Source organism: Shimia sp. CNT1-13L.2 (assembly GCF_024331145.1).
Classification (GTDB): Bacteria; Pseudomonadota; Alphaproteobacteria; order Rhodobacterales; family Rhodobacteraceae; genus Shimia.
The window spans coordinates 101,298-123,778 of the sequence record NZ_JANDJO010000010.1 but is presented as its reverse complement, the minus strand read 5'-3'; the positions used below and the strand labels follow the sequence as shown (position 1 = coordinate 123,778).

Annotated in this window: 17 protein-coding genes and 1 pseudogene; 9 read left to right on the top strand and 9 right to left on the bottom strand. The window is 61.5% G+C overall.

Annotated features, from left to right (window positions below):
- A pseudogene (gene glyA, locus NNA36_RS17300) lies at positions 1 to 213 on the bottom strand (serine hydroxymethyltransferase); the annotation flags it as partial.
- A gap of 182 nt (positions 214 to 395) precedes the next feature.
- On the opposite strand from glyA, the gene NNA36_RS17295 reads away from it, so the two are divergent.
- Positions 396 to 1,157 (top strand): NAD kinase, encoded by a 762-nt coding sequence (locus tag NNA36_RS17295; protein ID WP_255109337.1) that lies wholly within the window; start codon positions 396 to 398, stop codon positions 1,155 to 1,157.
- A gap of 6 nt (positions 1,158 to 1,163) precedes the next feature.
- Here the strand turns inward: NNA36_RS17295 and NNA36_RS17290 are convergent, their stop codons facing one another.
- From NNA36_RS17290 to NNA36_RS17275, 4 genes are all read right to left on the bottom strand, one after another.
- Complete coding sequence (locus tag NNA36_RS17290; protein ID WP_255109335.1) at positions 1,164 to 2,312, bottom strand: Xaa-Pro peptidase family protein; 1,149 nt, start codon at positions 2,310 to 2,312, stop codon at positions 1,164 to 1,166.
- An 80-nt stretch (positions 2,313 to 2,392) separates the two neighbouring features.
- Positions 2,393 to 3,607: a threonine ammonia-lyase gene (locus tag NNA36_RS17285; protein ID WP_255109333.1), complete on the bottom strand. Its 1,215-nt coding sequence runs from the start codon at positions 3,605 to 3,607 to the stop codon at positions 2,393 to 2,395.
- 185 nt (positions 3,608 to 3,792) lie between these two features.
- Entirely contained in the window at positions 3,793 to 5,685 is a 1,893-nt protein-coding gene (gene prpE, locus NNA36_RS17280) for a propionate-CoA ligase PrpE (protein ID WP_255109331.1), read from the bottom strand.
- Between the two features lie 273 nt (positions 5,686 to 5,958).
- Positions 5,959 to 8,238 carry an NADP-dependent malic enzyme gene (locus NNA36_RS17275; RefSeq protein WP_255109329.1) on the bottom strand — a complete coding sequence of 760 codons (2,280 nt, stop codon included), beginning with the start codon at positions 8,236 to 8,238 and terminating at the stop codon, positions 5,959 to 5,961.
- A 178-nt stretch (positions 8,239 to 8,416) separates the two neighbouring features.
- Here NNA36_RS17275 and NNA36_RS17270 point away from each other — a divergent pair, with 178 nt between their 5' ends.
- From NNA36_RS17270 to NNA36_RS17245, 6 genes are all read left to right on the top strand, one after another.
- Complete coding sequence (locus NNA36_RS17270) at positions 8,417 to 8,809, top strand: cytidine deaminase (protein WP_369681685.1); 393 nt, start codon at positions 8,417 to 8,419, stop codon at positions 8,807 to 8,809.
- A gap of 5 nt (positions 8,810 to 8,814) precedes the next feature.
- The gene (locus NNA36_RS17265; RefSeq protein ID WP_255109326.1) at positions 8,815 to 10,119 is read left to right on the top strand and encodes a thymidine phosphorylase; all 1,305 of its coding nucleotides are present in this window, start codon (positions 8,815 to 8,817) and stop codon (positions 10,117 to 10,119) included.
- On the top strand, positions 10,119 to 11,330 hold the full coding sequence (locus NNA36_RS17260) for a phosphopentomutase (protein WP_255109324.1): 1,212 nt from the start codon (positions 10,119 to 10,121) through the stop codon (positions 11,328 to 11,330). The genes NNA36_RS17265 and NNA36_RS17260 overlap by 1 nt, the downstream gene beginning before the upstream one ends.
- Positions 11,327 to 12,313: an adenosine deaminase gene (locus NNA36_RS17255; RefSeq protein ID WP_255109322.1), complete on the top strand. Its 987-nt coding sequence runs from the start codon at positions 11,327 to 11,329 to the stop codon at positions 12,311 to 12,313. Before NNA36_RS17260 ends, NNA36_RS17255 begins: the two co-directional genes overlap by 4 nt.
- Positions 12,310 to 12,942, top strand: a complete 633-nt coding sequence (upp, locus tag NNA36_RS17250; protein ID WP_255109349.1) for a uracil phosphoribosyltransferase — start codon at positions 12,310 to 12,312, stop codon at positions 12,940 to 12,942. Before NNA36_RS17255 ends, upp begins: the two co-directional genes overlap by 4 nt.
- A gap of 133 nt (positions 12,943 to 13,075) precedes the next feature.
- The gene (locus tag NNA36_RS17245) at positions 13,076 to 14,302 is read left to right on the top strand and encodes an SPOR domain-containing protein (protein ID WP_255109320.1); all 1,227 of its coding nucleotides are present in this window, start codon (positions 13,076 to 13,078) and stop codon (positions 14,300 to 14,302) included.
- A 54-nt stretch (positions 14,303 to 14,356) separates the two neighbouring features.
- Here the strand turns inward: NNA36_RS17245 and NNA36_RS17240 are convergent, their stop codons facing one another.
- Positions 14,357 to 15,373: a hypothetical protein gene (locus NNA36_RS17240; RefSeq protein ID WP_255109318.1), complete on the bottom strand. Its 1,017-nt coding sequence runs from the start codon at positions 15,371 to 15,373 to the stop codon at positions 14,357 to 14,359.
- Positions 15,374 to 15,483: 110 nt separating this feature from the next.
- On the bottom strand, positions 15,484 to 17,112 hold the full coding sequence (locus NNA36_RS17235) for an AMP-binding protein (RefSeq protein WP_255109316.1): 1,629 nt from the start codon (positions 17,110 to 17,112) through the stop codon (positions 15,484 to 15,486).
- Positions 17,113 to 17,225: 113 nt separating this feature from the next.
- Here NNA36_RS17235 and NNA36_RS17230 point away from each other — a divergent pair, with 113 nt between their 5' ends.
- The gene (locus NNA36_RS17230) at positions 17,226 to 18,128 is read left to right on the top strand and encodes a DMT family transporter (protein WP_255109314.1); all 903 of its coding nucleotides are present in this window, start codon (positions 17,226 to 17,228) and stop codon (positions 18,126 to 18,128) included.
- Between the two features lie 294 nt (positions 18,129 to 18,422).
- Entirely contained in the window at positions 18,423 to 18,977 is a 555-nt protein-coding gene (locus NNA36_RS17225) for a Hint domain-containing protein (RefSeq protein ID WP_255109312.1), read from the top strand.
- 71 nt (positions 18,978 to 19,048) lie between these two features.
- On the opposite strand, the gene NNA36_RS17220 is transcribed toward NNA36_RS17225, so the two are convergent.
- Positions 19,049 to 21,244, bottom strand: a complete 2,196-nt coding sequence (locus NNA36_RS17220) for a 3-hydroxyacyl-CoA dehydrogenase NAD-binding domain-containing protein (RefSeq protein WP_255109310.1) — start codon at positions 21,242 to 21,244, stop codon at positions 19,049 to 19,051.
- A 12-nt stretch (positions 21,245 to 21,256) separates the two neighbouring features.
- Complete coding sequence (locus NNA36_RS17215) at positions 21,257 to 22,468, bottom strand: acetyl-CoA C-acetyltransferase (RefSeq protein ID WP_255109308.1); 1,212 nt, start codon at positions 22,466 to 22,468, stop codon at positions 21,257 to 21,259.
- Between the last annotated feature and the right edge of the window lie 13 nt (positions 22,469 to 22,481).

The following is a 22,481-nucleotide window of genomic DNA, read 5'->3' as shown; positions in this document are numbered from 1 at the left end:
ATAGTAGCGACGGCCCGGGTAGCCTTCGGCGTATTTGTTGGTCAGAACCGAGCCCTGCGCTTCCATCACCGCGGCGGACACGATGTTTTCCGAGGCGATTAGCTCGATCTCGTCGCGCTGGCGACCCAGCTCATCGGTGATCGCTCCAAACAGCTCGGGGTCACGGGTGGCCAGGGATTCGGTGAAGAAACCGGAATCGCGAACAGTGGTCATGGGCATTGCTCCATAAAATGGGTGATATTTCGAGGATTTTCCTATCGGAAACACATAGGGGGAGAAAGGGCTGAAAGCGACGTGACGCTTTGTCTGAGCGGCGATACTGGTGCCTTGGGTGGAGATGTGCTTCGATCGGAAACACCGTTTAGGGCATTGGAAACAGGATTCGGGGAAAAAACATGCCTGAGAGAATCGCCTTTCTGGCCAGTGACGCGCCGGTTGCCCAGACCGCGCGGGCGGCTTTGATCAGCCGATATGGCAATGTCGCGCCGGATGGTGCCGACGTGATCGTGGCCCTTGGTGGCGACGGTTTCATGCTCCAGACCCTGCACGGCACACAGGAACTCGACCTGCCGGTCTACGGGATGAACCGGGGCACGGTGGGGTTCCTGATGAATGAATATGTTGAGACCGGGTTGCCCGAACGCCTTGCCGCGGCCGAGGAAGAGGTGATCAACCCGCTTGCGATGCGGGCGACCTGTGCCGATGGCACGGTGCATGAGGCCCTGGCGATCAACGAGGTCTCGCTGCTGCGGGCCGGGGCGCAGGCGGCAAAGCTGCGGATTACGATTGACGGGCGGTTGCGGCTGGATGAACTGGTTTGTGATGGCGCGCTTCTGGCGACGCCCGCGGGATCGACGGCCTATAACTATTCGGCGCACGGGCCGATCCTGCCGATCGGGTCGGATGTGCTTGCCCTGACGGCGGTGGCCGCGTTTCGGCCTCGACGCTGGCGCGGGGCGCTGGTGCCCAAGAACGCGCGGGTGCGTTTTGATGTGCTGAACCCCGAGAAACGCCCGGTCATGGCCGAGGCGGACAGCCGAGCGGTACGCAATGTCTTGAATGTCGAGATCAGTTCGGATGACTCGATTGCCCATCGCATCCTGTTCGATCCCGGCCACGGGCTCGAGGAACGGCTGATCCGCGAACAGTTTGTGTGACCCTGCCTAGGCGGGCAGGATCACGTCTTCCAACGTTTTGGGGTGATTGGTGAGCGGTTCGTAGCCGTCTTCGGTGATGATGAAACTGTCTCCCACCTGAGCGCGAAAATCGTTGGTGGCGACAGAGCCGTCGACGGCGAGCACCATGCCGGGTTGCAGGATCGTGGTATCGCCGGTGACAAGTTGCGGATGTTCCAGAAACGAAAACCCCGTCGCGCGGCCACAGCGGAAGGGATAGTCAAAGCCTGCCTCCTGAATGACCTCGGCATAGGCGGCGTGGACGCTTTCGGCAGTGACACCGGGGCACAGGGCGGCCAGGGCCGCCTGCTGGCTTTTGACGGCGGTTTCATAAAGCGCGACCTGGGCGGGATCGGCGCTTTCGATCCAGAAGGTGCGATCGAAGCCCAGTTTGAAGCGGTGAAAGTTGGTCATGCCGCAGAAACACAAGAAAACGGGTTCGGTGCGGCGCATCACGCGGGTCGAGGCGCGGTGGTGGGTCTTGGTGATGGTGTCGCCCGAAGCCATGATCTGGAGGAAATGCGTGGTGGGCGACATGTCCCTGTCGTCGTAATGCGCGGCCAGAAGGCCGGCGGCGGTGCGGGTTCCGGCTTGGGAAATGGCAAGCGCCACCTCGTATTCCGGCGTGCCGTCCGAGATGGCATCGCGACCAGCCTGCATCATCGCGTTGGCAACCTGTCCGGCGTGGCGTGCCAGTTGCAGTTCCTCGTCCGACTTGATCATCCGCATATCGGAAAGGATGGGGGTGACGGAGGTCAGGGTTTCCTTGTCGACGAGGCTGTCGAGATAGGCGCGCACCACGGGTGGCATGTGTTCAGGTTCAAGCGCGACCTTGCGGGCGGTGCCGATGGCGGCGGGAAGTTCCGTGCGCCACTCTTCACCGGCGCCATCGTTCCAGTCGGCAATGCGGTCGACACGGGCCGAGGAGAGGGCCGCGACAAGGTCAATCGTGGGGGTGATGAGAAGGGTGTCACCGTCGCGGGGGACAACAAGGATGGTGGGGCGGCCAAACTCCATATGGAGATAGTCGTAGTAGCCAGTCAGATAGTAGACGTTGTCGTCATCCGTGATCAGGGCAACGTCGATTCCGGCGGCCTCCAGTCGGTCGCGAAAGGCGTCCATGCGGGCTTTGAACATGCGGGGTCCTCCTCTCTGTCAGAAAGGAGGCTAGCCCCGCATCCGCAGGGCGCATGTCCGGGAGCGACATGGGGTCGGGATCAGACCAGCGGGTTGTCGGTGCGCAGGGTGTAGCCCGCGCCGCGCAGGTTGGCGACGATCTCTTTCACGTGCAGGAGGTCGCGGGCTTCGATCACGATTTCCAGCTCGGCCTGTTTGAGGGCCACGGTCTGCATCATGCGCTGGTGGATCACCTCGATCACGTTGGCCCCGCTTTCGCCGATGATGCGCGAGATGTCGGAGAGTTGGCCGGGGGTGTCGTCGATCTCGAAGGTCAGGCGGGTGATGCGCCCGTCGCGCACGAGGCCGCGCAGGATCAGGGTCGACAGCATTCGGGAATCGATGTTGCCGCCACAGACCACAAGGCCCACTTTCTTGCCTTTGAAGGCCTCGGCATTGTTCTTGATCACGGCGAGACCCGCACCGGCCGCGCCTTCGGCAACAAGCTTTTCGTGGCTGAGAAGGTCGAAGATGGCCTCTTCGATCTCGGTTTCTGAGGCGGTTTCGACGCGGTCCACGAGGGCGCGGATGGTTTCGATATGGGTTTGTGCAGGCGCGCGGACGGCAATGCCCTCGGCAAGGGTTTTGCCCTTGCTTTGCGCCTCGGTGCCGTCGATGGCGGCCTTGACGGCATCAAAGGTTTCGGCCTGCGCGCCGATGATCTGGATGCCCGGTTTGATCGATTTGGCGGCAACGGCGATGCCCGCGATCAGGCCGCCGCCGCCGATGGGGACGACGATGGTGTCGAGGTCGGGTTCCTGTTCCAGCATTTCGATGGCCACGCTGCCCTGACCGGCGGCGACGACGGGGTCGTCGAAGGGGTGGATGAAGGTCATGCCCTTGTCGCGGGCCATGTCGAGGGTGAATTGGACGCTTTCGTCAAAGCCGGTGCCGTGCAGGATGACTTCGGCCCCGAAATCGCCGGTGCGCTTGACCTTGTTGAAAGGGGTGCCTTCGGGCATGACGATGACCGAGGGGATGCCAAGCAGGGAGGCGTGATAGGCCACGCCCTGTGCGTGGTTGCCCGCGCTGCAGGCGATGACACCAGCCTTGCGCTCGTCTTCTGACAGCGTCAACAGTTTGGCAAGCGCGCCACGGGCCTTGAAGGCATTGGTGTGCTGGAGGTTTTCGAGCTTGAGGTAAAGATCAAACCCCAGTTGCAGGGAAAGACGGGAGGCGTGCACCGTCGGTGTGATCACCGTCGCCGGTTTGATCGCGGCATAAGTGGATTGGATCAGTTCCGGGGTCAGACTCATGACATGTCTTTCTTGTTCGCGCGGTTTCGGGCCGACCTTGGGGCGCCCGGAGGGGATAGAGGGCTTTCGTAGGGGCAAAGTCAATCGCGTGGCCCTGCGAAAGCGACACCCCGCGCGTCGATCCGCGGCACAAACGAAAAGACCCCGCGCTTGGCGGGGTCTTGACGTAGCCTTGGGCGAAGGGGTTAGCCCTTGGCGTAACCGATGGTTTGCAGGGCTTCCTTGATCTCGTCGAGGATGGCGGGATCGTCGATGGTGGCCGGCATCTTGTAGGGGGTGCTGTCGGCAATGTTGACCATGGTTCCGCGCAGGATCTTGCCCGAGCGGGTCTTGGGCAGGCGATCCACAACCACGGCCAGTTTGAAAGCGGCAACCGGGCCGATCTTTTCGCGCACCAGCTTCACCACTTCTTTGACCACGTCGGCGTGATCGCGGTCGGTGCCAGCGTTCAGGCAGAGGAAGCCAACGGGCATCTGGCCCTTGAGCTGGTCGGTGACACCGATAACCGCGCATTCTGCCACGTCGGGGTGACCTGCCAGCACTTCTTCCATGCCGCCGGTCGAGAGACGGTGGCCGGCGACGTTGATGACGTCATCGGTACGCGCCATGATGTAGACATAGCCGTCTTCGTCCATCATGCCCGCATCGCCGGTCTCGTAGTAGCCGGGGAAGGTGTTGAGGTAGGATTTCTTGAAACGCTCTTCCGCGTTCCAGAGGGTCGGCAGGGTGCCGGGGGGCAGGGGCAGTTTGATCGCGATGGCGCCAAGGGTGCCCGCTTCGACCGGGTGGCCAGCATCGTCTAGAATTTCGACCTGATAGCCCGGCATCGGCACGGTTGGCGAACCCAGTTTGATCGGCAGTTCCTCGATGCCGATCGGGTTGGCCGCGATCGACCAGCCGGTTTCGGTTTGCCACCAGTGATCGACCACCGGCACCTGGAGCTGTTCCTGCGCCCAGACGATGGTGTCGGGGTCGGCACGTTCACCGGCGAGGTAGACCTGCTTGAGGCAGGAGAGATCGTATTTCTTGACGTATTCGCCGGTCGGGTCTTCGCGTTTCACCGCGCGGAAGGCGGTGGGGGCGGTGAAGAACGACTTGACGTTGTGTTCCGAGATCACGCGCCAGAAGGTGCCGGCGTCGGGGGTGCCGACCGGTTTGCCCTCGAAGACGATGGTGGTGTTGCCGTGGATCAGCGGGCCATAGCAGATATAGGAGTGGCCCACGACCCAGCCTACGTCGGAGGCGGCCCAGAAGACATCGCCCGGTTCGACATTGTAGAGGTTTTTCATCGTCCAGTTCAGCGCAACCAGCTGGCCCGCGGTGTGGCGGATGACGCCCTTGGGCTGACCGGTGGTGCCGGAGGTGTAGAGGATATAGGCGGGGTGGTTGCCTTCGACCGGCACGCATTCCGCCGGTTCAACGCCGTATTGGAAGCCGTGCCAGTTGACGTCTCGGCCTGGGGTCAGTTCGGCCACTTCCTGTTCGCGCTGGAAGATGACGCAGAAGTCGGGCTTGTGTTCGGAGAGGTCGATGGCTCCGTCGAGCAGCGGTTTGTAGTGTACCACGCGGCCCGGCTCGAGACCGCAGGAGGCGGCGATGATGGCCTTGGGCTTGGCGTCGTCGATGCGGACGGCCAGTTCGTTGGAGGCAAAGCCGCCGAAGACAACCGAGTGCACCGCGCCAAGGCGGGCACAGGCCAGCATGGCTTCCAGCGCTTCGGGGATCATCGGCATGTAGATGATGACGCGGTCGCCCTTTTCGATGCCCTTGGCGCGCAGGGCGCCTGCAAGGTTGGCCACGCGGTTGCGCAGCTCGACATAGGAGATTTCGCGTTTGGTGTGGGTGATCGGGGAGTCGTAGATGATTGCGGTCTGTTCACCACGGCCCGCTTCGACGTGGCGGTCGACGGCGTTCCAGCAGGTGTTGACCTTGGCGTCGGCGAACCATTCGTAGAGGTTTTCGCCCTTGTCGAAGAGCGCCTGCTTTGGTGCTTCGTCCCAATCGATTGCCTGGGCGGCGTCCATCCAGAACCCCTCGGGATCGTTTTTCCAGCCCTCGTACACGTCTTTGTAAGCCATGACACTTCTCCTCCAATCTGGTTGCAGAACAGTTACGGGAGTGCAGCGTAGGCGGGCAATAAGTTTTAGGGACGTCGCGTCAGATTATCGCGGAAAATTTGCAGTTGGTGTGTAAATTGGCCTGCAAATTTTTGCAAATACATGGCTATATTGCTATTTAGCTGGAAATTTGGCGATTTTTGCAAATTTGCTAATTTTTTTACTGCAAAGAAAAAGGGCGCGAGAATCGCGCCCTGTTCGAGGATTCGTTCCGGTGTGTCCGAGCCAGGTGGATCAGCCGTAGTGCGCCACGGGCGTGCCCGCGATCGCCGCCATGTTGAGCAGGCCGCGCGCAGTGATCGACGGAGACACGATGTGGGCTTTGTTGCCCATGCCCATGAGGATCGGTCCGACTTCGAGGCCGTCGGCGCGCATCTTGAGGATGTTGCGCACGCCGGATGCTGCGTCGGCATGGGCAAAGATCAGCACGTTGGCCTCGCCCTGAAGGCGCGAGTTCGGGAAGATGCGGTTGCGCAGTTCCGGATCGAGCGCCGCATCAACGTTCATTTCGCCTTCGTAGGTGAAATCGCGTGGTTCGCTGTCGAGGATGTCAATGGCCGCGCGCAAGCGTTTACCAGCGCCTTCCGCTTGGTTGCCAAACTGCGATTGCGAGCAGAGAGCGATGTTCGGTTCAAGGCCGAAGCGGCGGACGTGGCGGGCGGCACCCACCACGGTTTCCGCGATCTGTTCCGGTGTCGGCAGAGACCAGACATGGGTGTCGGCGATGAATAGGGGGCCGTCTTCGAGGATCATCAGCGACAGCGCACCGTGGGGACGGTAGGAGGCGTTGCCAAGAACCTGGTTCACGTAATTCAGGTGCCAGCGGTATTCGCCGAAGGTGCCACAAATGAGGCTGTCGGCCTCTCCCCGATGCACCATGATCGCACCGATGGCGGTGGTGTTGGTGCGCATGATGGCCTTGGCAAGGTCGGGCGTGACCCCGCGGCGCTGCATGATCTCGTGGTAGGAATTCCAGTAGTCATAGTAGCGCGGGTCGTTTTCCGGGTTCACGATCTGGAAATCCCGGCCGAGGCGAATTGAAAGACCGTGACGTTCGCAGCGGGCTTCAATAACTTCCGGACGGCCAATGAGAATGGGCGTTTCGGTGGTTTCCTCAAGGATTGCCTGAGCGGCACGCAGGACGCGCTCATCCTCGCCCTCGGCAAAGACAATGCGGCGCGCCGCCTTGCTGGCGGCCTCGAAGACCGGGCGCATCAGGAGGGCGGATTTGAAGACCGACTGGTTCAGCTTGTGAATATAGGCATCGATGTTGTCGATGGGGCGGGTGGCGACGCCGCTGTCCATCGCGGCCTTGGCCACCGAGGCCGAGACCACACCCACTAGGCGTGGATCAAAGGGTTTCGGGATCAGGTAGTCGGCCCCGAAGTTCAGTTGCTCACCCTTGTAGGCGGCGGCTGCCTCGGCACTGGTGGTGGTGCGGGCGAGTTCCGCGATGCCGTCGATACAGGCCAGTTGCATCTGGTCGTTGATCTCGGTCGCGCCAACGTCGAGCGCGCCCCGGAAGATGAACGGGAAGCAAAGAACGTTGTTGACCTGGTTGGGGAAGTCCGAGCGTCCGGTCGCAATGATCGCGTCCGGTTTCACGGCACGGGCGTCCTCGGGCATGATCTCGGGTGTCGGGTTGGCGAGCGCGAAGATGATCGGCTGATCGGTCATCTTGGCGACCATCTCGGGTTTCAGGACGCCCGGGCCGGACAGGCCAAGGAACATGTCCGCGCCTTCGATGACCTCGTCCAGAGTGCGTTTGTCGGTGGCCTGTGCGTATTCGGCCTTTTGCGGCGTCATTTCCTCGGTGCGCCCTTCGTAGACGACGCCTTTGATGTCGCAGAGCCAGACGTTTTCGCGTTTCACACCCAGCTTGAGGAGCATGTTGAGGCAGGCGATGCCCGCCGCGCCACCGCCGGTCGAGACGATCTTGATGTCTTCGAATTTCTTGCCCGCAACGCGCAAGGCGTTGGTGGCGGCGGCACCGACGACGATGGCGGTGCCGTGCTGGTCATCGTGGAAGACGGGGATGTTCATCTTCTCACGGCACAGTTTTTCAACAATGAAGCAATCCGGGGCCTTGATATCTTCGAGGTTGATGGCGCCGAAAGTGGGTTCGAGAGCGCAAACGATTTCAGCAAGCTTCTCTGGGTCAGATTCGTTGACCTCGATATCGAAGCAGTCGATGTTGGCGAATTTTTTGAAGAGGACCGCTTTGCCTTCCATTACTGGCTTGGAAGCCAGGGCGCCAATGTTGCCAAGGCCCAGCACCGCAGAGCCGTTGGAAACCACGGCCACGAGATTGCCGCGTGCCGTGTAACGTGATGCGTTTGCTGCACTTTCCTTGATTTCCAGGCAGGCCTCGGCGACGCCGGGACTGTAGGCGCGGGACAGGTCGCGCCCGTTTGCCAGCGGCTTGGTAGCGCGAATTTCGAGTTTTCCGGGTTTCGGCTGTTCGTGGTAGAGCAGCGCCGCCTGGCGCAAAGTTTCTTTGGACGTGTCGGACATGGTAGAGGCCTCGGATTCTCAAGTTAGTTTAGCATTAAACTATTTCTTTCGGAAAGGGAATGGCTTGTATTGACCATAGGGCATCCCCCCTTGCAAAAATATGTCGCAGGCCGCAGTGTCGATAACTGACCAAATAGTCAGAACTGGCCGAGATCATCCAGATCACGAGAGGGGAGCCATGAGCTTGCAAAAAGACGCACTGGCGGTGCGAGAAAACGCCTATGCACCTTATTCCAACTTCAAGGTTGGCGCGGCGATCCGTGCCGAGAACGGCGAAGTCTTTACCGGGTGCAATGTTGAAAACGTCGCCTATCCCGAAGGTACATGCGCCGAGGCGGGTGCGATCGCGGCGATGATCGCGGCGGGTGAGACCCGTTTGACCGAAGTCTATGTTGTCGCCGACAGCAGCCATCCGGTGACCCCCTGTGGCGGGTGTCGCCAGAAGCTTTCAGAGTTCGGCACAAGCGATGTTGTCGTGACGATGGCGAACCTCGACGGCACGGAACTCAAGATGACACTGGCCGAGCTGTTGCCAGGAGCCTTTACCGAAGCGCATATGGACAAGGCCTGATCGTCATGGACGCGCGCGCGATCATTGCCCATTTGCGCCGGGGAGAAGATCCCAGCCGCGAGGAACTGGCCTGGTTCGCCCAGGGGTTGGCGGATGGGCGCGTTTCGGATGCGCAGGCCGGGGCCTTTGCCATGGGTGTTTGCCTGAGAGGACTTGGGGAAGAGGCGCGGGTTGCCTTGACGCTGGCGATGCGAGACAGCGGCGACACGATGTCGTGGTCCTGTGACGGGCCGGTATTGGACAAGCATTCGACAGGTGGCGTTGGGGATTGCGTCTCGATCGTGCTGGCGCCTGCGCTTGCGGCCTGCGGGGCCTATGTGCCGATGATCTCGGGGCGCGGTCTTGGCCACACCGGCGGGACGTTGGACAAGATGGAAGCCATTCCGGGGCTGCGCACCAGTGTTTCTGAAGCGGAATTCAAGACCGTCGTCCACGAGGCAGGCTGTGCCATCGTTTCGGCCAGCGGTGAAATTGCCCCGGCTGACAAGCGGCTTTATGCGATCCGTGATGTGACCGCGACGGTGGAGAGCCTTGATCTGATCACGGCGTCGATCCTGTCGAAGAAGCTCGCCGCGGGGCTTGAGGGTCTGGTGCTGGATGTAAAGGTCGGCACGGGGGCCTTTATGAAGAGCGCGGATGAGGCGAGGGCCCTGGCCCAGTCGCTTGTTGGCACGGCCAACCTTGCGGGATGTCCGACCAGCGCGGTGATCTCCGACATGAACCGCCCGCTGGCACCGTCCCTTGGCAATGCGCTTGAGATTGCAGACTGCATGGGCGTTCTGACCGGCGAGACGGGTGGCCCGTTGCTGGACCTGACCGCGGCGCTTGGCGGCGTGCTTCTGGCGAATGCCGGTCTGGCAGGGGGCGTGGATGCCGGGGCGGATGCGATCGGCAAGGCGATTGCGGATGGAAGGGCGGCGGAACGGTTTGGCCGCATGGTCGCGCTGATGGGCGGGCCGGTGCAGTTTGTCGAGAACTGGCGACGGTTCCTGCCCGAAGCGACGGTTATCCGCGAGGTTGCCGCCCCAGAGATCGGATTTGTGACCGCGATGGACGGCGAGGCGCTGGGCCTTGCGGTTGTGGAACTGGGTGGCGGCCGGCAGGTGGAAAGCGATGTGGTTGATCCCAGCGTCGGGTTTTCCGACGTGGTGACATTGGGTCAGAAGGTGGTTAAAGGCCAACCCCTGCTGCGGATTCATGCAGCCCGCGAAGAGGCGGCGCGCAAGGCGGAGCAGGCGGTTTTGGCGGCGATCACCCTGGGGCAGGAGGCTCCGGTCGTGCCGCCCTTGGTGCACGAAAGGATCGGCTGATGGCGCGGGCATTCCTCGTGGTGATGGATTCGGTGGGCTGTGGCGGCGCGCCGGATGCAGATCGGTTTTTCAACGGCGACTTGCCGGATGTGGGGGCGAACACGCTTGGCCATATCGCGCAGGCCTGTGCCGAGGGCCGCGCGGAAGAGGGGCGCAGCGGGATGCTGAGCCTGCCGAATATGGATCGCCTTGGGCTTGGGGCTGCGGTGCGGCTTTCAAGCGGCGAGGATACACCGGGGCTGGACGCGGTGCCGACAGGGACATGGGGGGCTGCAACCGAGCGTTCGGCGGGCAAGGACACGCCCTCGGGACACTGGGAGTTGGCCGGATTGCGGGTGCCCTGGGACTGGACCTATTTTCCGGATGAAACCCCGTCTTTTCCTGCGGAATTGGTGGCCAAAGTCTGCGAGATTGCCGGAGTCGAGGGTATTCTTGGCAATTGCCATGCGTCGGGGACACAGGTGATTGCCGATCTTGGCGAGGCGCATATCCGCACCGGGCAGCCGATCTGCTATACAAGCGCCGACAGCGTGTTCCAGATCGCGGCCCATGAAGAGCATTTCGGGCTGGAACGGTTGTTGGACCTTTGCAAGCAGCTGGCGCCGGTGCTGCACGAGATGAAGGTGGGGCGAGTGATCGCGCGGCCCTTCGTGGGCAGTGTCGAAGAGAGGTTCGAGCGCACCACCAACCGCAAGGATTTTGCCATCGCGCCGCCCGAACGAGTTCTGATGAACTGGGTTCAGGATGCCGGGCGCAAGGTTCATGGTGTGGGCAAGATCGGCGATATTTTCTCGATGACCGGCATGGATGATTGCGTGAAGGGCGCGGATGCCAAGTTGATGCAGGATTTGCAGGACCTGGTGGATACTGCCGAGGACGGCAGTCTGACCTTTGCAAATTTCGTGGAGTTCGACAGCCTCTATGGCCATCGTCGCGACATTTCCGGTTATGCACGGGCGCTGGAGTGGTTTGACCGCGAGATTGGCAAGGTGATTGGCGGGTTGCGAGAGGATGATCTTCTGGTGCTGACCGCCGATCATGGCAATGACCCGAGCTGGCCCGGAACCGACCACACGCGAGAGCGCGTGCCGGTTCTGTGCGCGGGGGCAGGGGGCAAGCAGGCCGGAATCGTGGAATTCGTGGATGTGGCGGCCAGCGTGGCGGCGCATCTGGGGGTGAAAAGTGAAGGGCCGGGGAGGAGTTTCCTGTGAGCGTGAGTGATCTGCCCAAGGTCGAGTTGCACCTGCACCATGAAGGGGCCGCGCCGCCGGAGTTTATCCGGCAGTTGGCCTTCGAGAAGAAGGTTGATTTGAGCCGCGTGTTTGATGAACGGGGCGGCTATGCTTTTGAGAACTTCGTTCACTTCCTGCAAGTCTACGAGGCGGCAACCAGCGTTTTGAAAACGCCGGAAGATTATGCCCGGTTGACCCGCGCGGTGCTTGAGCAAAGTGCCGCGAACGGTGTGATCTACTGCGAAACCTTCCTGTCGCCGGATTTCTGTGGTGGCGGCGATGTTGCGGCGTGGCGGGAATACCTCGCGGCCATTCAGGAAGCCGCGGATCGTGCCGAGGCCGAATGGGGCGTGATTCTGCGCGGGATTGTGACGCCCGTGCGCCATTTCGGTCCGGAACAGGCCAAGCGGACGGCGTTGTGTGCGGCCGAGACGGCCGGTGACTGGATTGTCGGTCTTGGCATGGGCGGGGACGAGGGCAAGGGCCATCAGGGTGACTTTGCCTATGCCTTTGACATGGCGCGGGAGGCGGGGCTGCGGCTGACCACCCACGCAGGCGAGTTTGGCGGCCCCGAGAGTGTCTGGGAAGCGATCCGCGATCTGAACGTGGAGCGGATTGGACATGGGGTGCGCGCAATCGAAGACCCGAAGCTCGTGGCGGAACTCGTGGCGCGGCAGATCACGCTGGAGGTGTGTCCCGGCTCCAACGTGGTTCTGGGTCTTTATCCCTCTTTCGCGGCCCACCCGATCCAGAGGCTGCGCGAGGCGGGTGTGCGGGTTACGGTGTCAACCGATGATCCGCCGTTTTTCCATACGACAATGCGTCGGGAGTATGACATGCTGGCCGAGGCGTTTGGCTGGGAAGAAGATGATTTCCGCGCGATCAACCTAACGGCCGCCGAGGCGGCATTCTGCGACGAGGACACTCGGGCGCGTATCAAGAAGAAACTGGAGAGCAACTGATGGATCACCTGACCGTCGTCGATCACCCGCTGGTGCAACACAAACTGACCATTATGCGTCAGACCGATACCTCGACCGGCGAATTTCGCCGCCTGCTGCGTGAGATTAGCCAATTGATTGCCTATGAGGTGACGCGCGAGTTGCCGATGACCACCAAGCGGATCGACACGCCGATGCAGGAAATGGATGCGCCGGTGCTTGCCGGGCGCAAGCTGGCGCTGGTCTCGATTCTGCGCGCGGGCAACGGTCTTCTGGACGGGATGCTGGAACTGATCCCCTCGGCCCGTGTCGGGTTTGTTGGTCTTTACCGTGACGAAGAAACGCTTGAGCCCGTGCAATACTATTTCAAGGCACCGGACAATCTTGGCGAGCGTCTGGTGATTGCCGTCGACCCGATGCTGGCGACGGGTAACTCATCTGCGGCGGCGATTGATCTTCTGAAGGAGCAGGGCGCCAAGGACATTCGCTTCCTTTGCCTGCTGGCGGCGCCGGAAGGGGTTGCGCGGATGAAAGAAGCGCATCCCGATGTGCCGATCGTGACGGCCGCACTCGACGAGCGCCTGAATGAAAAGGGCTATATCATGCCCGGCCTGGGCGATGCCGGTGACCGGATGTTTGGCACCAAATAATGGTGCGCGGCCCGTGTCCCGCCGGGGGCGGGCCGCTAACCCAAAGAAAATAAGGCCATTTTGTGACCCTATGGAAGGTTTACTCATATAGGGTTTTGCGGCTAGACTAGCCCCAATATATTGTGGGGGCACAATGAAACTGAGCAGAGCAATAGCGATTGCCATTATCGCGGGATCATTCGGGGTCGCGGCGGGCGTTAACGCCCAGTCCCTGAGAAACGTGGATACGCCGAACGAATTTCCACCGGCATCCTACAAGGGCAAGCAGTACGTCGACAGCAAGGGGTGTGTTTACATCCGCGCCGGCATTGATGGGAATGTGACCTGGGTGCCGCGCATGACGCGGGATCGCAAGGTTGTTTGCGGCTATAAGCCGACAAACCCCGGTGGCACGACATCTGTGCAGGCCGCGCCGAAACTCGACAAGAACGTTGTCCAGATCGAGGCTGCGTCTCCGGAAACACAGACAGCGCCTAAACCGGTTGCCGCGGCAGCGCCGAAACCCACGACGCGCGTGGTGACGAAACCGAAGACGACAGTGCGCAAGGTCAAGCCCGCTGCTGCCGCGCCTGTTGTCGTGACCCCTGCCAAACCCAAGACGAAACCGGCCATGGCCAAGACCAAGCCGCGCCGTTCGCTGGAACAGGTGCCGCGCCAGACCGGGTATGATGCGCCCTGTCGGACCGGTGTCGTGTCAAAGTACAAGGTGCGTTGTGGTCCGCAGGCCGAGTTGCCCTATACCCCCGGAACCGGCAAGGCGACAGCGCCTGCGCCCGTGATCCGCATCCACCGCGAGGGATACCTGCGTGGTCGCGTTGTGCGTGAGGGGGAAGTTGGGCCACACGTGCGTGTCGTGCCGCGTCACGTCTATGAAGACCGCTATCATGCCATGGTAAATGCAGAGGCTCCGGCAGGCTACCGTCCAGTGGATTTCGGCGATGACCGTTATAACCCCTATCGCGCCGAGCAGACCTTTGCCGGCAAGGCGCAGATGGATGGCGTCTGGGTTGATGGGACGCCACGGGTTCTGCGTCGGGGAACTGCGGCCGAAGGTTATGTCTCGACCAAGTCGGCGGGATCGCCGGTGGTGTCCACGCGCAGCGAGAGCAAGGAAAAGGCCCTGCGCCTTTCGGGCCGCGCCTATGTGCAGGTGGCGACTTACGGTGATGCGGCCACGGCGCAAAGCGTTGCGCGCAAGGTGCGCAGCCTTGGGGTGCCGGTCAAGATCGGCAAGTACACACGCAGCGGCGTGACCAAGCGCATGGTTTTGGTTGGGCCGTTTGCTGATGATGGTGCCGCTGAAAGCGCGGCGCAGAAGGTGCGCAGCGCGGGTTATGCCGGAGCCTTTGTGCGCAACTGATTTCGACTGTTGGTTTAGAAACAAGGGCACGCCTCTTGGGGCGTGTTTTTTGATTCAACCGTCGCAGATGCCCTGAAGCGCAACCCAATCGCCATCGGTGAGAACGGGCTCGGGGGTGGTGACAAAGGGATCGGCTTCGATCAGGTCAATCGTGCTTTCGCCGGATGGGTCCAGCGCAAAGGCATAGGGCGTGGATTTGACCTGTTTTTCCGAGAACAGCGCCAGCAGGTCTTCTGTCGGCGGCGTGTAATGGGGGAGTAGGACAAGCGCCTCGGCATAGGCGCGCAGGGCACCATCCGGCAGGGAGCCAGTGGTGAGGAGGCGGAAGGTTGCGCCGATGCCCGCGTGTTCCAGCAACTGGCGCAGGGCATCGTGTTCGCGGGACTCGGCCTTCTGGGCAAGGATGAAACCCGCGGCAACGTCGGGTTCCTCGAAGTCTTCGACAATGGCACGGTTCATCAGGATCGTGCCGCCGGGCAGGGTGGCCGTGTCGCGGACGCCGTCGCGCACGACGACAAGGTTCGGCACATCAAGGCGGGTGGCGAGTTTGCCAAGGGCCGGTGTGGCAAGCAGGCTGGAACAGGGTTTTCCGGTGAGATGGATCAGGTGGGTTTGCAGCGATGTGCCGATCTCGGCCCGTTTTGCATCAGGCACAACCGAAACCGCATGGTTGCGCAGCGCATCCGGCAGCCAGAACACGGCGAGGGCGGCGATGCCAAAGGCGAGGCTGCCCAGTGTGACCAGCCGGAGGCGACCAGGGCGCGGGCGTCGACGATGCAGGGCAGAACGCAGTTTTTCGATGGCATCCACCATCTCGTCTTCGCCGTCCGCGAGTTCCAGCGTTTCGCCGGGATCGCCGTCTGGCGCATAGATCGCCGGGCGCTGGCCGGGGTTCTGGCGGGCCACGGCCGGGAGGGACCAATGCGCGAGGGGCCGGTCCTGTGTGTCGGTGATGGTGAGCGTGGCCTCGCCAATCGAGACGATGACATCACGGCGCTGGGCGTCGCGAGACGGACGCCAGAGGCCGGTTGCCTCGATGCGATCATATTTCTGAAGGGCTGTTTTGCTCATTGGGTGGTGCCGGGCTGCTCTGCCTCTGTTGGCGCGACACTACCATGAGGAGAGGCGGGGCGGCAACGCACCTTTGCCACCACCCCGTTCACATTTGTACAGGTCAAACCCTAGAGATCCGCTGCGACCTTGCGCAGCTGGAACTTCTGGATTTTGCCGGTCGAGGTCTTGGGAAGCTCCTGGAACACCACCTTCTTGGGCGCCTTGAAGCCGGCAAGGGTTTCCCGTGAGAAGGCGATGATCTCGGCCTCGCTGGTTTCCTGACCGGGTAGAAGTTCGATGAAGGCGCAGGGCACCTCTCCCCACTTGTCGTCGGGCTTGGCGACCACGGCGGCCAGCGAGACGGCGGGGTGCCCCATAAGAACGCCTTCGACCTCGACAGACGAGATATTCTCGCCGCCGGAAATGATGATGTCCTTGGCGCGGTCAGCGATCTGGACATAGGTGTCGGGGTGCTGCAGGGCGATGTCGCCGGAATGGAAGTAACCGCCCTTGAAGGCTTCTTCGGTGGCTTCGGGGTTCTTGAGATAGCCCTTCATGACCGAGTTGCCGCGAATGACGATCTCGCCCTGGGTTTTGCCGTCCATCGGCACCTGTTCCATGTTCTCGTCCATGACGGTGATATGTTCCATCATCGGCATGGCAACGCCCTGGCGGGCCTTGATCGCGGCAACGTCGGGTTTGTCGAGATCGTCCCACTGCTCCGGTTTCCAGAGGCATTCGGTGACGTGGCCATAGGTTTCGGTCAGGCCGTAGACCTGTGTCACGTTGAAGCCGAGATCTTCGATCTTGGCGAGCGTGGCGGGGGCGGGCGGGGCACCGGCGGTGAAGACTTCGACGGTGTGGTCGAAGGTGCGGCGTTCTTCGTCCAGCGCGTTGACGATCATGTTGAGAACGATTGGCGCGCCGCCGAAGTGGGTCACGCCTTCATAGTGGATGGCGTTGTAGATGTTCTGGGCGCTGATGTCGCGACAGCAGATCAGGGTGCCGCCAAGCATCGGCATCATCCAGGTGTGGTTCCAGCCGTTGCAATGGAACAGCGGGACGATGGCCATGAAGACCGGATGCAGGGTCATCCGCCAGCTGACCACGGTGCCCATTGTCATGAGGTATGCACCACGGTGGTGATAGACCACGCCTTTTGGTCGGCCGGTCGTGCCGGAGGTGTAGTTCAGCGCGAGGCTTTCCCATTCATCGTCGGGCATGATCCAGTCGAATTCAGGGTCGCCGCTTTCAAGAAGCGCTTCGTATTCGGTGTATTTTCCACTGGCGTGAAAGCTGGCCTGATCGTCGGCCACTTCGATGACAGTGGGTGCAGGGCCTTCCATCGCTTCGATGGCGGCTTCGACCGTATCCATGAACTGCGGGTCCGCCAGAACCACCTTGGCACCGCCGTGATCGAAGATATAGGCCACCGTATCGATATCGAGACGCACGTTGATCGTGTTGAGAACGGCACCACAGGCGGGCACGCCAAAATGCGCCTCGGCCTGTGCGGGCAGGTTCGGAATGAGGGTGGCGACCACGTCACCGGGTTTGACGCCCAGCCCGACCAGCGCAGAGGCCAGGCGGCTACAGCGTGCGTGGTATTCGGCATAGGTCTTGCGATGTTTGCCGTAGCTGACGGCAAGCGTGTCGGGGAACACCTTGGCGGCACGTTGCAGGTGCGACAGCGGTGTCAGGGGCACGAAGTTGGCGGCGCATTTGTCCAGCCCGGTTTCATCAACCATCCAGCCCATCAGATCCCTCCCTTGATTCTCAGAGCGTTTGTCGGTTTTACGACAGATATTGTGTGCCACATCGGGATATTTGTTCCTTAGCGACAAATGTCAGACAATTAGAGGCAGAAATCATGAGCGGCGTCAACAACAGACCCATTGCAGCAGCGATTTCGATGTTGAGTGCGATGTGCATCATCGGGTTCATCGACAACTTTGTCACGGTGATCTCCCAGTCGCTGGGCCTGTGGCAGCTGCATGCCATGCGCTCGACATTCATGGCACCGCTGCTGGTGGTGATGTCGCTTTTAGGGCTGGGGGTCATGCGCCCCGAAAACTGGCGACCGGTGCTGGCGCGGGCCGTGGTTCTGTCGACGTCGATGATGCTGTACTTCGGGTCGCTCGGGTTGATGCCCATTGCGCAGGCCTTGGCGGGGTTGTTTACCTCTCCGATCTTCGTTCTGCTGATCAATGTGTTGGTCATGGGCCAGCGGATCGGGCGGTGGCGCATATTGGCGGTCTTTGCCGGATTTGCCGGAATCCTGTTGGTTTTGCAGCCCGGAGGGGACGGGTTCAGCCTCTGGATGGTCATGCCGGTGGCTGCCGGGTTCTTCTATGCGATCTCGGCGATTGCCACGAGGAGCTGGTGCGCGGGAGAAAGCGCCCTGTCGCTTTTGACCATGAACATGCTGGTGCTTGGGGTGATTGGCGGCGTGATGTCGGTGGTCCTGACATCGTCGGGGTGGGCTGGCGATACGTTTCTGAGCCGCGGGTGGACCTGGAGTTTCGCAGATGCTTTGCCGTGGATCGCCCTGCAGGCCGTCGGGTCGGTGATCGGGGTTTTCCTGATTATCCGGGCTTACCAGATGGATGAACCTACCAACGTGGCGGTGTTCGAATACTCGATCATGGTGTTTGCCCCCTTCTTTGCGTGGATCCTGTTTGAACAGAATCTCGGGCTGCTGGAAGGAGTGGGTATCGCGATGATTGTATCTTCGGGTCTGATCATCGCGCTTAGATCGCAGGGCGAGAGCTGATAGAATCAACAGGTCGGGCACGCGCAGGAGGCGAAATTGCCGCCTTTCTGGCCGCCAATCCGGCAATCAAGGCCGGGATTGTCCTCACTTTTTGCCCTTTGCCTCAAAGTCTCCTCATTTTGGGCAAAGCAGTTCCCAATACTTGGAGATTAATGAGAGCACAGAAATCCGTAATGCAGAAGCAAGGGGATGAAGATGTTCGGATGGACGAATCCGGTGGACGGCGCCAGAAGGCCGGATCCTCGGAAGCAGAAACACAAAGACCCGGTTCTCCTGGGCGTTGGATGTGGACTTGTGGAGGGAACACAAGTCGCCACGCAGGAGGGCTGGCAGCCGATCGAGACGATCGAGGCTGGTGACGAAATTCTGACGTTTGACGGTGGCTTGCAGGAAGTGCAGGCAGTGGTACGCGGCGAGCTTTGGGAAGGCTCGGACGATTGCCCTGTCGAGGCATGGCCGTTTCTCGTGCCGCCCGGAACCATCGGAAATCGCGATGCTTTGACGGTGATGCCGCGTCAGGGCATCCTGGTGGAAAGCGACGAGATCATGGATGAATGGGGTGACCCCTTTGCCGTAATCCCGGGCGCGGCGCTTGAGGTTCTGGGGGGGATCAAGCGTGTGAAGCCCAAGGGCGCGGAAGAGGTTTACCTGCCGGTCTTCGAGACCGACCAGATGGTTTTCGTGAACCACGGGGCCTTGATGTTCTGCCAGGCGCATTGGGGGGTAAGTGCTGGTCTTCCGCCCAAGTTCGGCGCGGCGCAGAACTATAATATGCTTCCATTGGTGGTGGCAGCGCGTCTTTTGCAGCGCGGCTACATGGGCGATAATTTCGACTACGACGTGGCTTGAAGGCCGACTGATCCAGAAATGAAGACGCCCGGCCTGAATGGACCGGGCGTTTCGCGTTTTTCAGGGGCAGATCAGGCGGCCTTGGCGGCACCCGGTCCGAAGCGGCCGTAGAACGACTGGCCCTTGTCTGCCATTTCGCGCAGCAGCGGCGGGCAGGCAAAGCGGTCGCCGTACTTCTCGGTCAGCTCGTCACATTTCTCGGCAGCCCAGGCGGCGCCAACGATGTCGAGCCACGAGAACGGGCCACCCGACCACGGCATGAAGCCCCAGCCGAGGATCGCGCCGACATCGCCTTCGCGGATGTCTTCGAGAACACCGGCCTCAAGGGCGCGTACTGCTTCGAGAACCTGCGCGAAGATCAGGCGGTGCTGAACTTCGGTCACGTCGGGTTGCTCGTCAAGACGCGGGAACTTGTCGGCAAAGCCTTTCCAGTAGCCCTGACGCTTGCCCTTTTCGTCGTAGTCGAAGAAACCGGCCTTGGCCTTGCGACCCAAACGGCCTTCTTCCACCATCCAGAAGGTCACATCGTCGGCCACCGACTTGGGATAGGCGTCGCCCATCGCGGCCATCGTCGCCTTGGCGATCTTGGCACCGAGGTCGAGCGAGGTTTCGTCAACCAGCTGGATCGGGCCCACCGGGAAGCCGAGAAGCTGGGCCGCGTGGTCAAGGAGTTGCGGCGCAACACCTTCGCCAGCCATCATCACGCCCTCGTTGATGTAGGGGATGATGCAGCGGTTGGCGTAGAAGAAACGCTCGTCGTTGACGACGATCGGGGTTTTGCGGATCTGGCGGACATAGTCCAGTGCCTTGGCCACGGCGCGGGGGCCGGTTTCCTTGCCTTTGATGATCTCGACCAGTGCCATCTTCTCGACGGGCGAGAAGAAGTGGATGCCGATGAACTGTTCCTTGCGGACCGAGGCCTGTGCAAGGCCGGTGATCGGCAGGGTCGAGGTGTTCGATGCAAAGATCGCGTCCTCGGGGATGATCGCTTCGACCTTCTTGGTCATCTCGGCCTTGACGCCGGGATCTTCGAAGACGGCCTCGATGATCAGATCAACATCGGACAGCGCCTGAAGGTCGGTGGTGGCGTTGATCTTGGCCAGCATCGCCTCTTTCTGCTCGGGCGTCGCCTTCTTGCGCGAGATGCCCTTGTCCATGAAGGTTTCGGAGTAGGCCTTGCCGCGGTCTGCCGCTTCCTGGCTGGTGTCGATCAGGACAACATCCATGCCCGCCTTGGCCGAAACCAGCGCGATGCCTGCGCCCATCATGCCTGCGCCCAGAACGCCGACTTTCTTGACCGACTGATCGGGGACGTCGGGACGGTTGGCGCCTTTTTCCAGAGCTTCCTTGTTGATGAACAGGCTGCGGATCATCGCCGAGGAAGAGGGGTTCATCAGGACGTTGGTGAACCAGCGTGCCTCGATCTTGATGGCGGTATCGAAAGGAACCTGCGCGCCTTCGTAGATGGCAGACAGCATCGCCTTGGCCGCCGGATAGACGCCCCAGGTGTTGCCGTTGACCATCGCCGATGCGCCGACAAAGGTCATGAAGCCAGCGGGGTGATACGGGTCGCCGCCGGGCATCTTGTAGCCCTTTTCATCCCAGGGTTTGACGATCTTCGGCTCGGACAGAACCCAGGCCTTTGCATCGGCCATCGGGTCGGCGCTGACTTCGTCGATGATGCCTGCCGACTTGGCTTTCTGCGGGTTGACCATCTTGCCCTGCAACAGGAATGGCGAGGCCGCCATGGCGCCCATCTTGCGGACCATGCGGGTGGTGCCGCCGCCGCCGGGGAAGATGCCGACCATGATTTCCGGCAGGCCGATCTTGGCCTTGGGGTTGTCGGCAGCGAAGATGCGGTGGCACGACAGGGGCAGTTCCAGACCGATGCCAAGCGCGGTGCCGGGCAGGACGCAGGCAATCGGCTTGCCGCCCTTGTTGGTCTTGGGATCCATGCCCGCACGTTCGATCTTGCGCAGGACGTGGTGCATCGACATCACGCCGTCGAACAGGCCCTGTGCCGGGCTGTCGCCTGCGCGGTCACGCATGGCGGCGAGAACGTTGAGGTCCATGCCACCGGCGAAAGAGCCGGGCTTGCCGCTGGTAATGATCGCGCCCTTGATGGCGTCATCGGACAGAACCGTGTCGATGATGGCATTCAGGTCCTGAAAGGCCTGTTCCGACATGACGTTCATCGACTTGCCGATGGTGTCCCATGTGATGATGCCGACGCCGTCTGCGTCTACGGAGAGGTTGAAATCGCTCATTATTCTTGCTCCTTACACGCGTTCCAGGATGGTCGCTGCGCCCATGCCCGATGCGATACACAGGGTGGCGAGACCGGTTTCCTTGTCCTGACGTTCCATCTCGTCCAGCAGGGTGCCGATGATGATGGCGCCGGTTGCACCCAGCGGGTGACCCATTGCAATCGAGCCGCCGTTGACGTTCACGACCGAAGGATCGACGTCAAAGGCCTGCTGGAAGCGCAGAACCACGGATGCGAAGGCTTCGTTGACCTCGAACAGGTCGATGTCGCTGATTGCCATGCCGCTGTCGGCGAGGATCTTCTGGGTCGCGGGCACCGGGCCGGTCAGCATGATGGTCGGGTCGAGACCGATTTTCGAGGTGGCCTTGATGCGGGCACGCGGGGTCAGGCCGTATTCTTCGCCGAATTCCTTGTTGCCGATCAGCACGGCTGCGGAACCGTCCACGATACCCGAGGAGTTGCCCGCGTGGTGAATGTGGTTGATGGCTTCGAGGTGCGGGTATTTCATTAGCGCCAGCTTGTCGAAACCGGGCATGACTTCGCCCTGTTCCTTGAAGGCGGGCTTGAGACCACCGAGGCTTTGCATGTCGGTGCCGGGGCGCATGTATTCGTCGCGGTCGAGAATGGTCAGGCCGTTCTGGTCTTTCACCGGGACGATGGATTTCGCAAAACGGTTCTCTTCCCAGGCTTGCGCGGCACGGAGTTGCGATTCAACGGCCAGTTCATCGGCCTGATCACGGTTGAAACCGTATTCGGTGGCGATGATATCGGCCGAGATGCCCTGCGGAACGAAATACATGTCCATGGCGACCGAGGGGTCAACCGCGATGGCAGCACCGTCGGAGCCCATGGGAACGCGGCCCATCATTTCGACGCCGCCTGCGATATAGGCATTGCCTGCGCCGCCCTTGACCTGGTTGGCGGCGATGTTCACGGCTTCCATGCCGGAGGCACAGAAACGGTTGATCGAGAGGCCGGGAATACGCTCGTCGAGGTCAGAGGCCAGAACGGCGGTGCGGGCAAGGCAGCCGCCCTGTTCCTTCACCTGGGTCACGTTGCCCCAGATCACGTCTTCGACGGCGTGGCCTTCGAGGTTGTTGCGCTCTTTCAGGGCGTTCATCACGGTGGTCGAGAGGCGCACCGAGGTCACCTCGTGCAGGCTGCCGTCCTTGCGGCCCTTGCCACGCGGCGAGCGCACGGCGTCATAGATATAGGCTTCGGTCATCAATGATCTCCTT

Excerpts from the sequence above, each read along its gene's own strand:
- prpE (WP_255109331.1), bottom strand. The coding sequence starts at position 5,685 with ATGGCTTACAAAGACGTGTACGAGGGCTGGAAAAACGATCCCGAGGGG.
- NNA36_RS17290 (WP_255109335.1), bottom strand. The coding sequence starts at position 2,312 with ATGTTCAAAGCCCGCATGGACGCCTTTCGCGACCGACTGGAGGCCGCC.
- NNA36_RS17235 (WP_255109316.1), bottom strand. The coding sequence starts at position 17,112 with ATGGGCTGGATGGTTGATGAAACCGGGCTGGACAAATGCGCCGCCAAC.
- NNA36_RS17275 (WP_255109329.1), bottom strand. The coding sequence starts at position 8,238 with ATGTCCGACACGTCCAAAGAAACTTTGCGCCAGGCGGCGCTGCTCTAC.
- NNA36_RS17285 (WP_255109333.1), bottom strand. The coding sequence starts at position 3,607 with ATGAGTCTGACCCCGGAACTGATCCAATCCACTTATGCCGCGATCAAA.
- NNA36_RS17270 (WP_369681685.1), top strand. The coding sequence starts at position 8,417 with ATGAGCTTGCAAAAAGACGCACTGGCGGTGCGAGAAAACGCCTATGCA.
- NNA36_RS17295 (WP_255109337.1), top strand. The coding sequence starts at position 396 with ATGCCTGAGAGAATCGCCTTTCTGGCCAGTGACGCGCCGGTTGCCCAG.
- NNA36_RS17240 (WP_255109318.1), bottom strand. The coding sequence starts at position 15,373 with ATGAGCAAAACAGCCCTTCAGAAATATGATCGCATCGAGGCAACCGGC.
- NNA36_RS17220 (WP_255109310.1), bottom strand. The coding sequence starts at position 21,244 with ATGAGCGATTTCAACCTCTCCGTAGACGCAGACGGCGTCGGCATCATC.
- NNA36_RS17230 (WP_255109314.1), top strand. The coding sequence starts at position 17,226 with ATGAGCGGCGTCAACAACAGACCCATTGCAGCAGCGATTTCGATGTTG.
- NNA36_RS17215 (WP_255109308.1), bottom strand. The coding sequence starts at position 22,468 with ATGACCGAAGCCTATATCTATGACGCCGTGCGCTCGCCGCGTGGCAAG.
- NNA36_RS17245 (WP_255109320.1), top strand. The coding sequence starts at position 13,076 with ATGAAACTGAGCAGAGCAATAGCGATTGCCATTATCGCGGGATCATTC.
- NNA36_RS17265 (WP_255109326.1), top strand. The coding sequence starts at position 8,815 with ATGGACGCGCGCGCGATCATTGCCCATTTGCGCCGGGGAGAAGATCCC.
- NNA36_RS17260 (WP_255109324.1), top strand. The coding sequence starts at position 10,119 with ATGGCGCGGGCATTCCTCGTGGTGATGGATTCGGTGGGCTGTGGCGGC.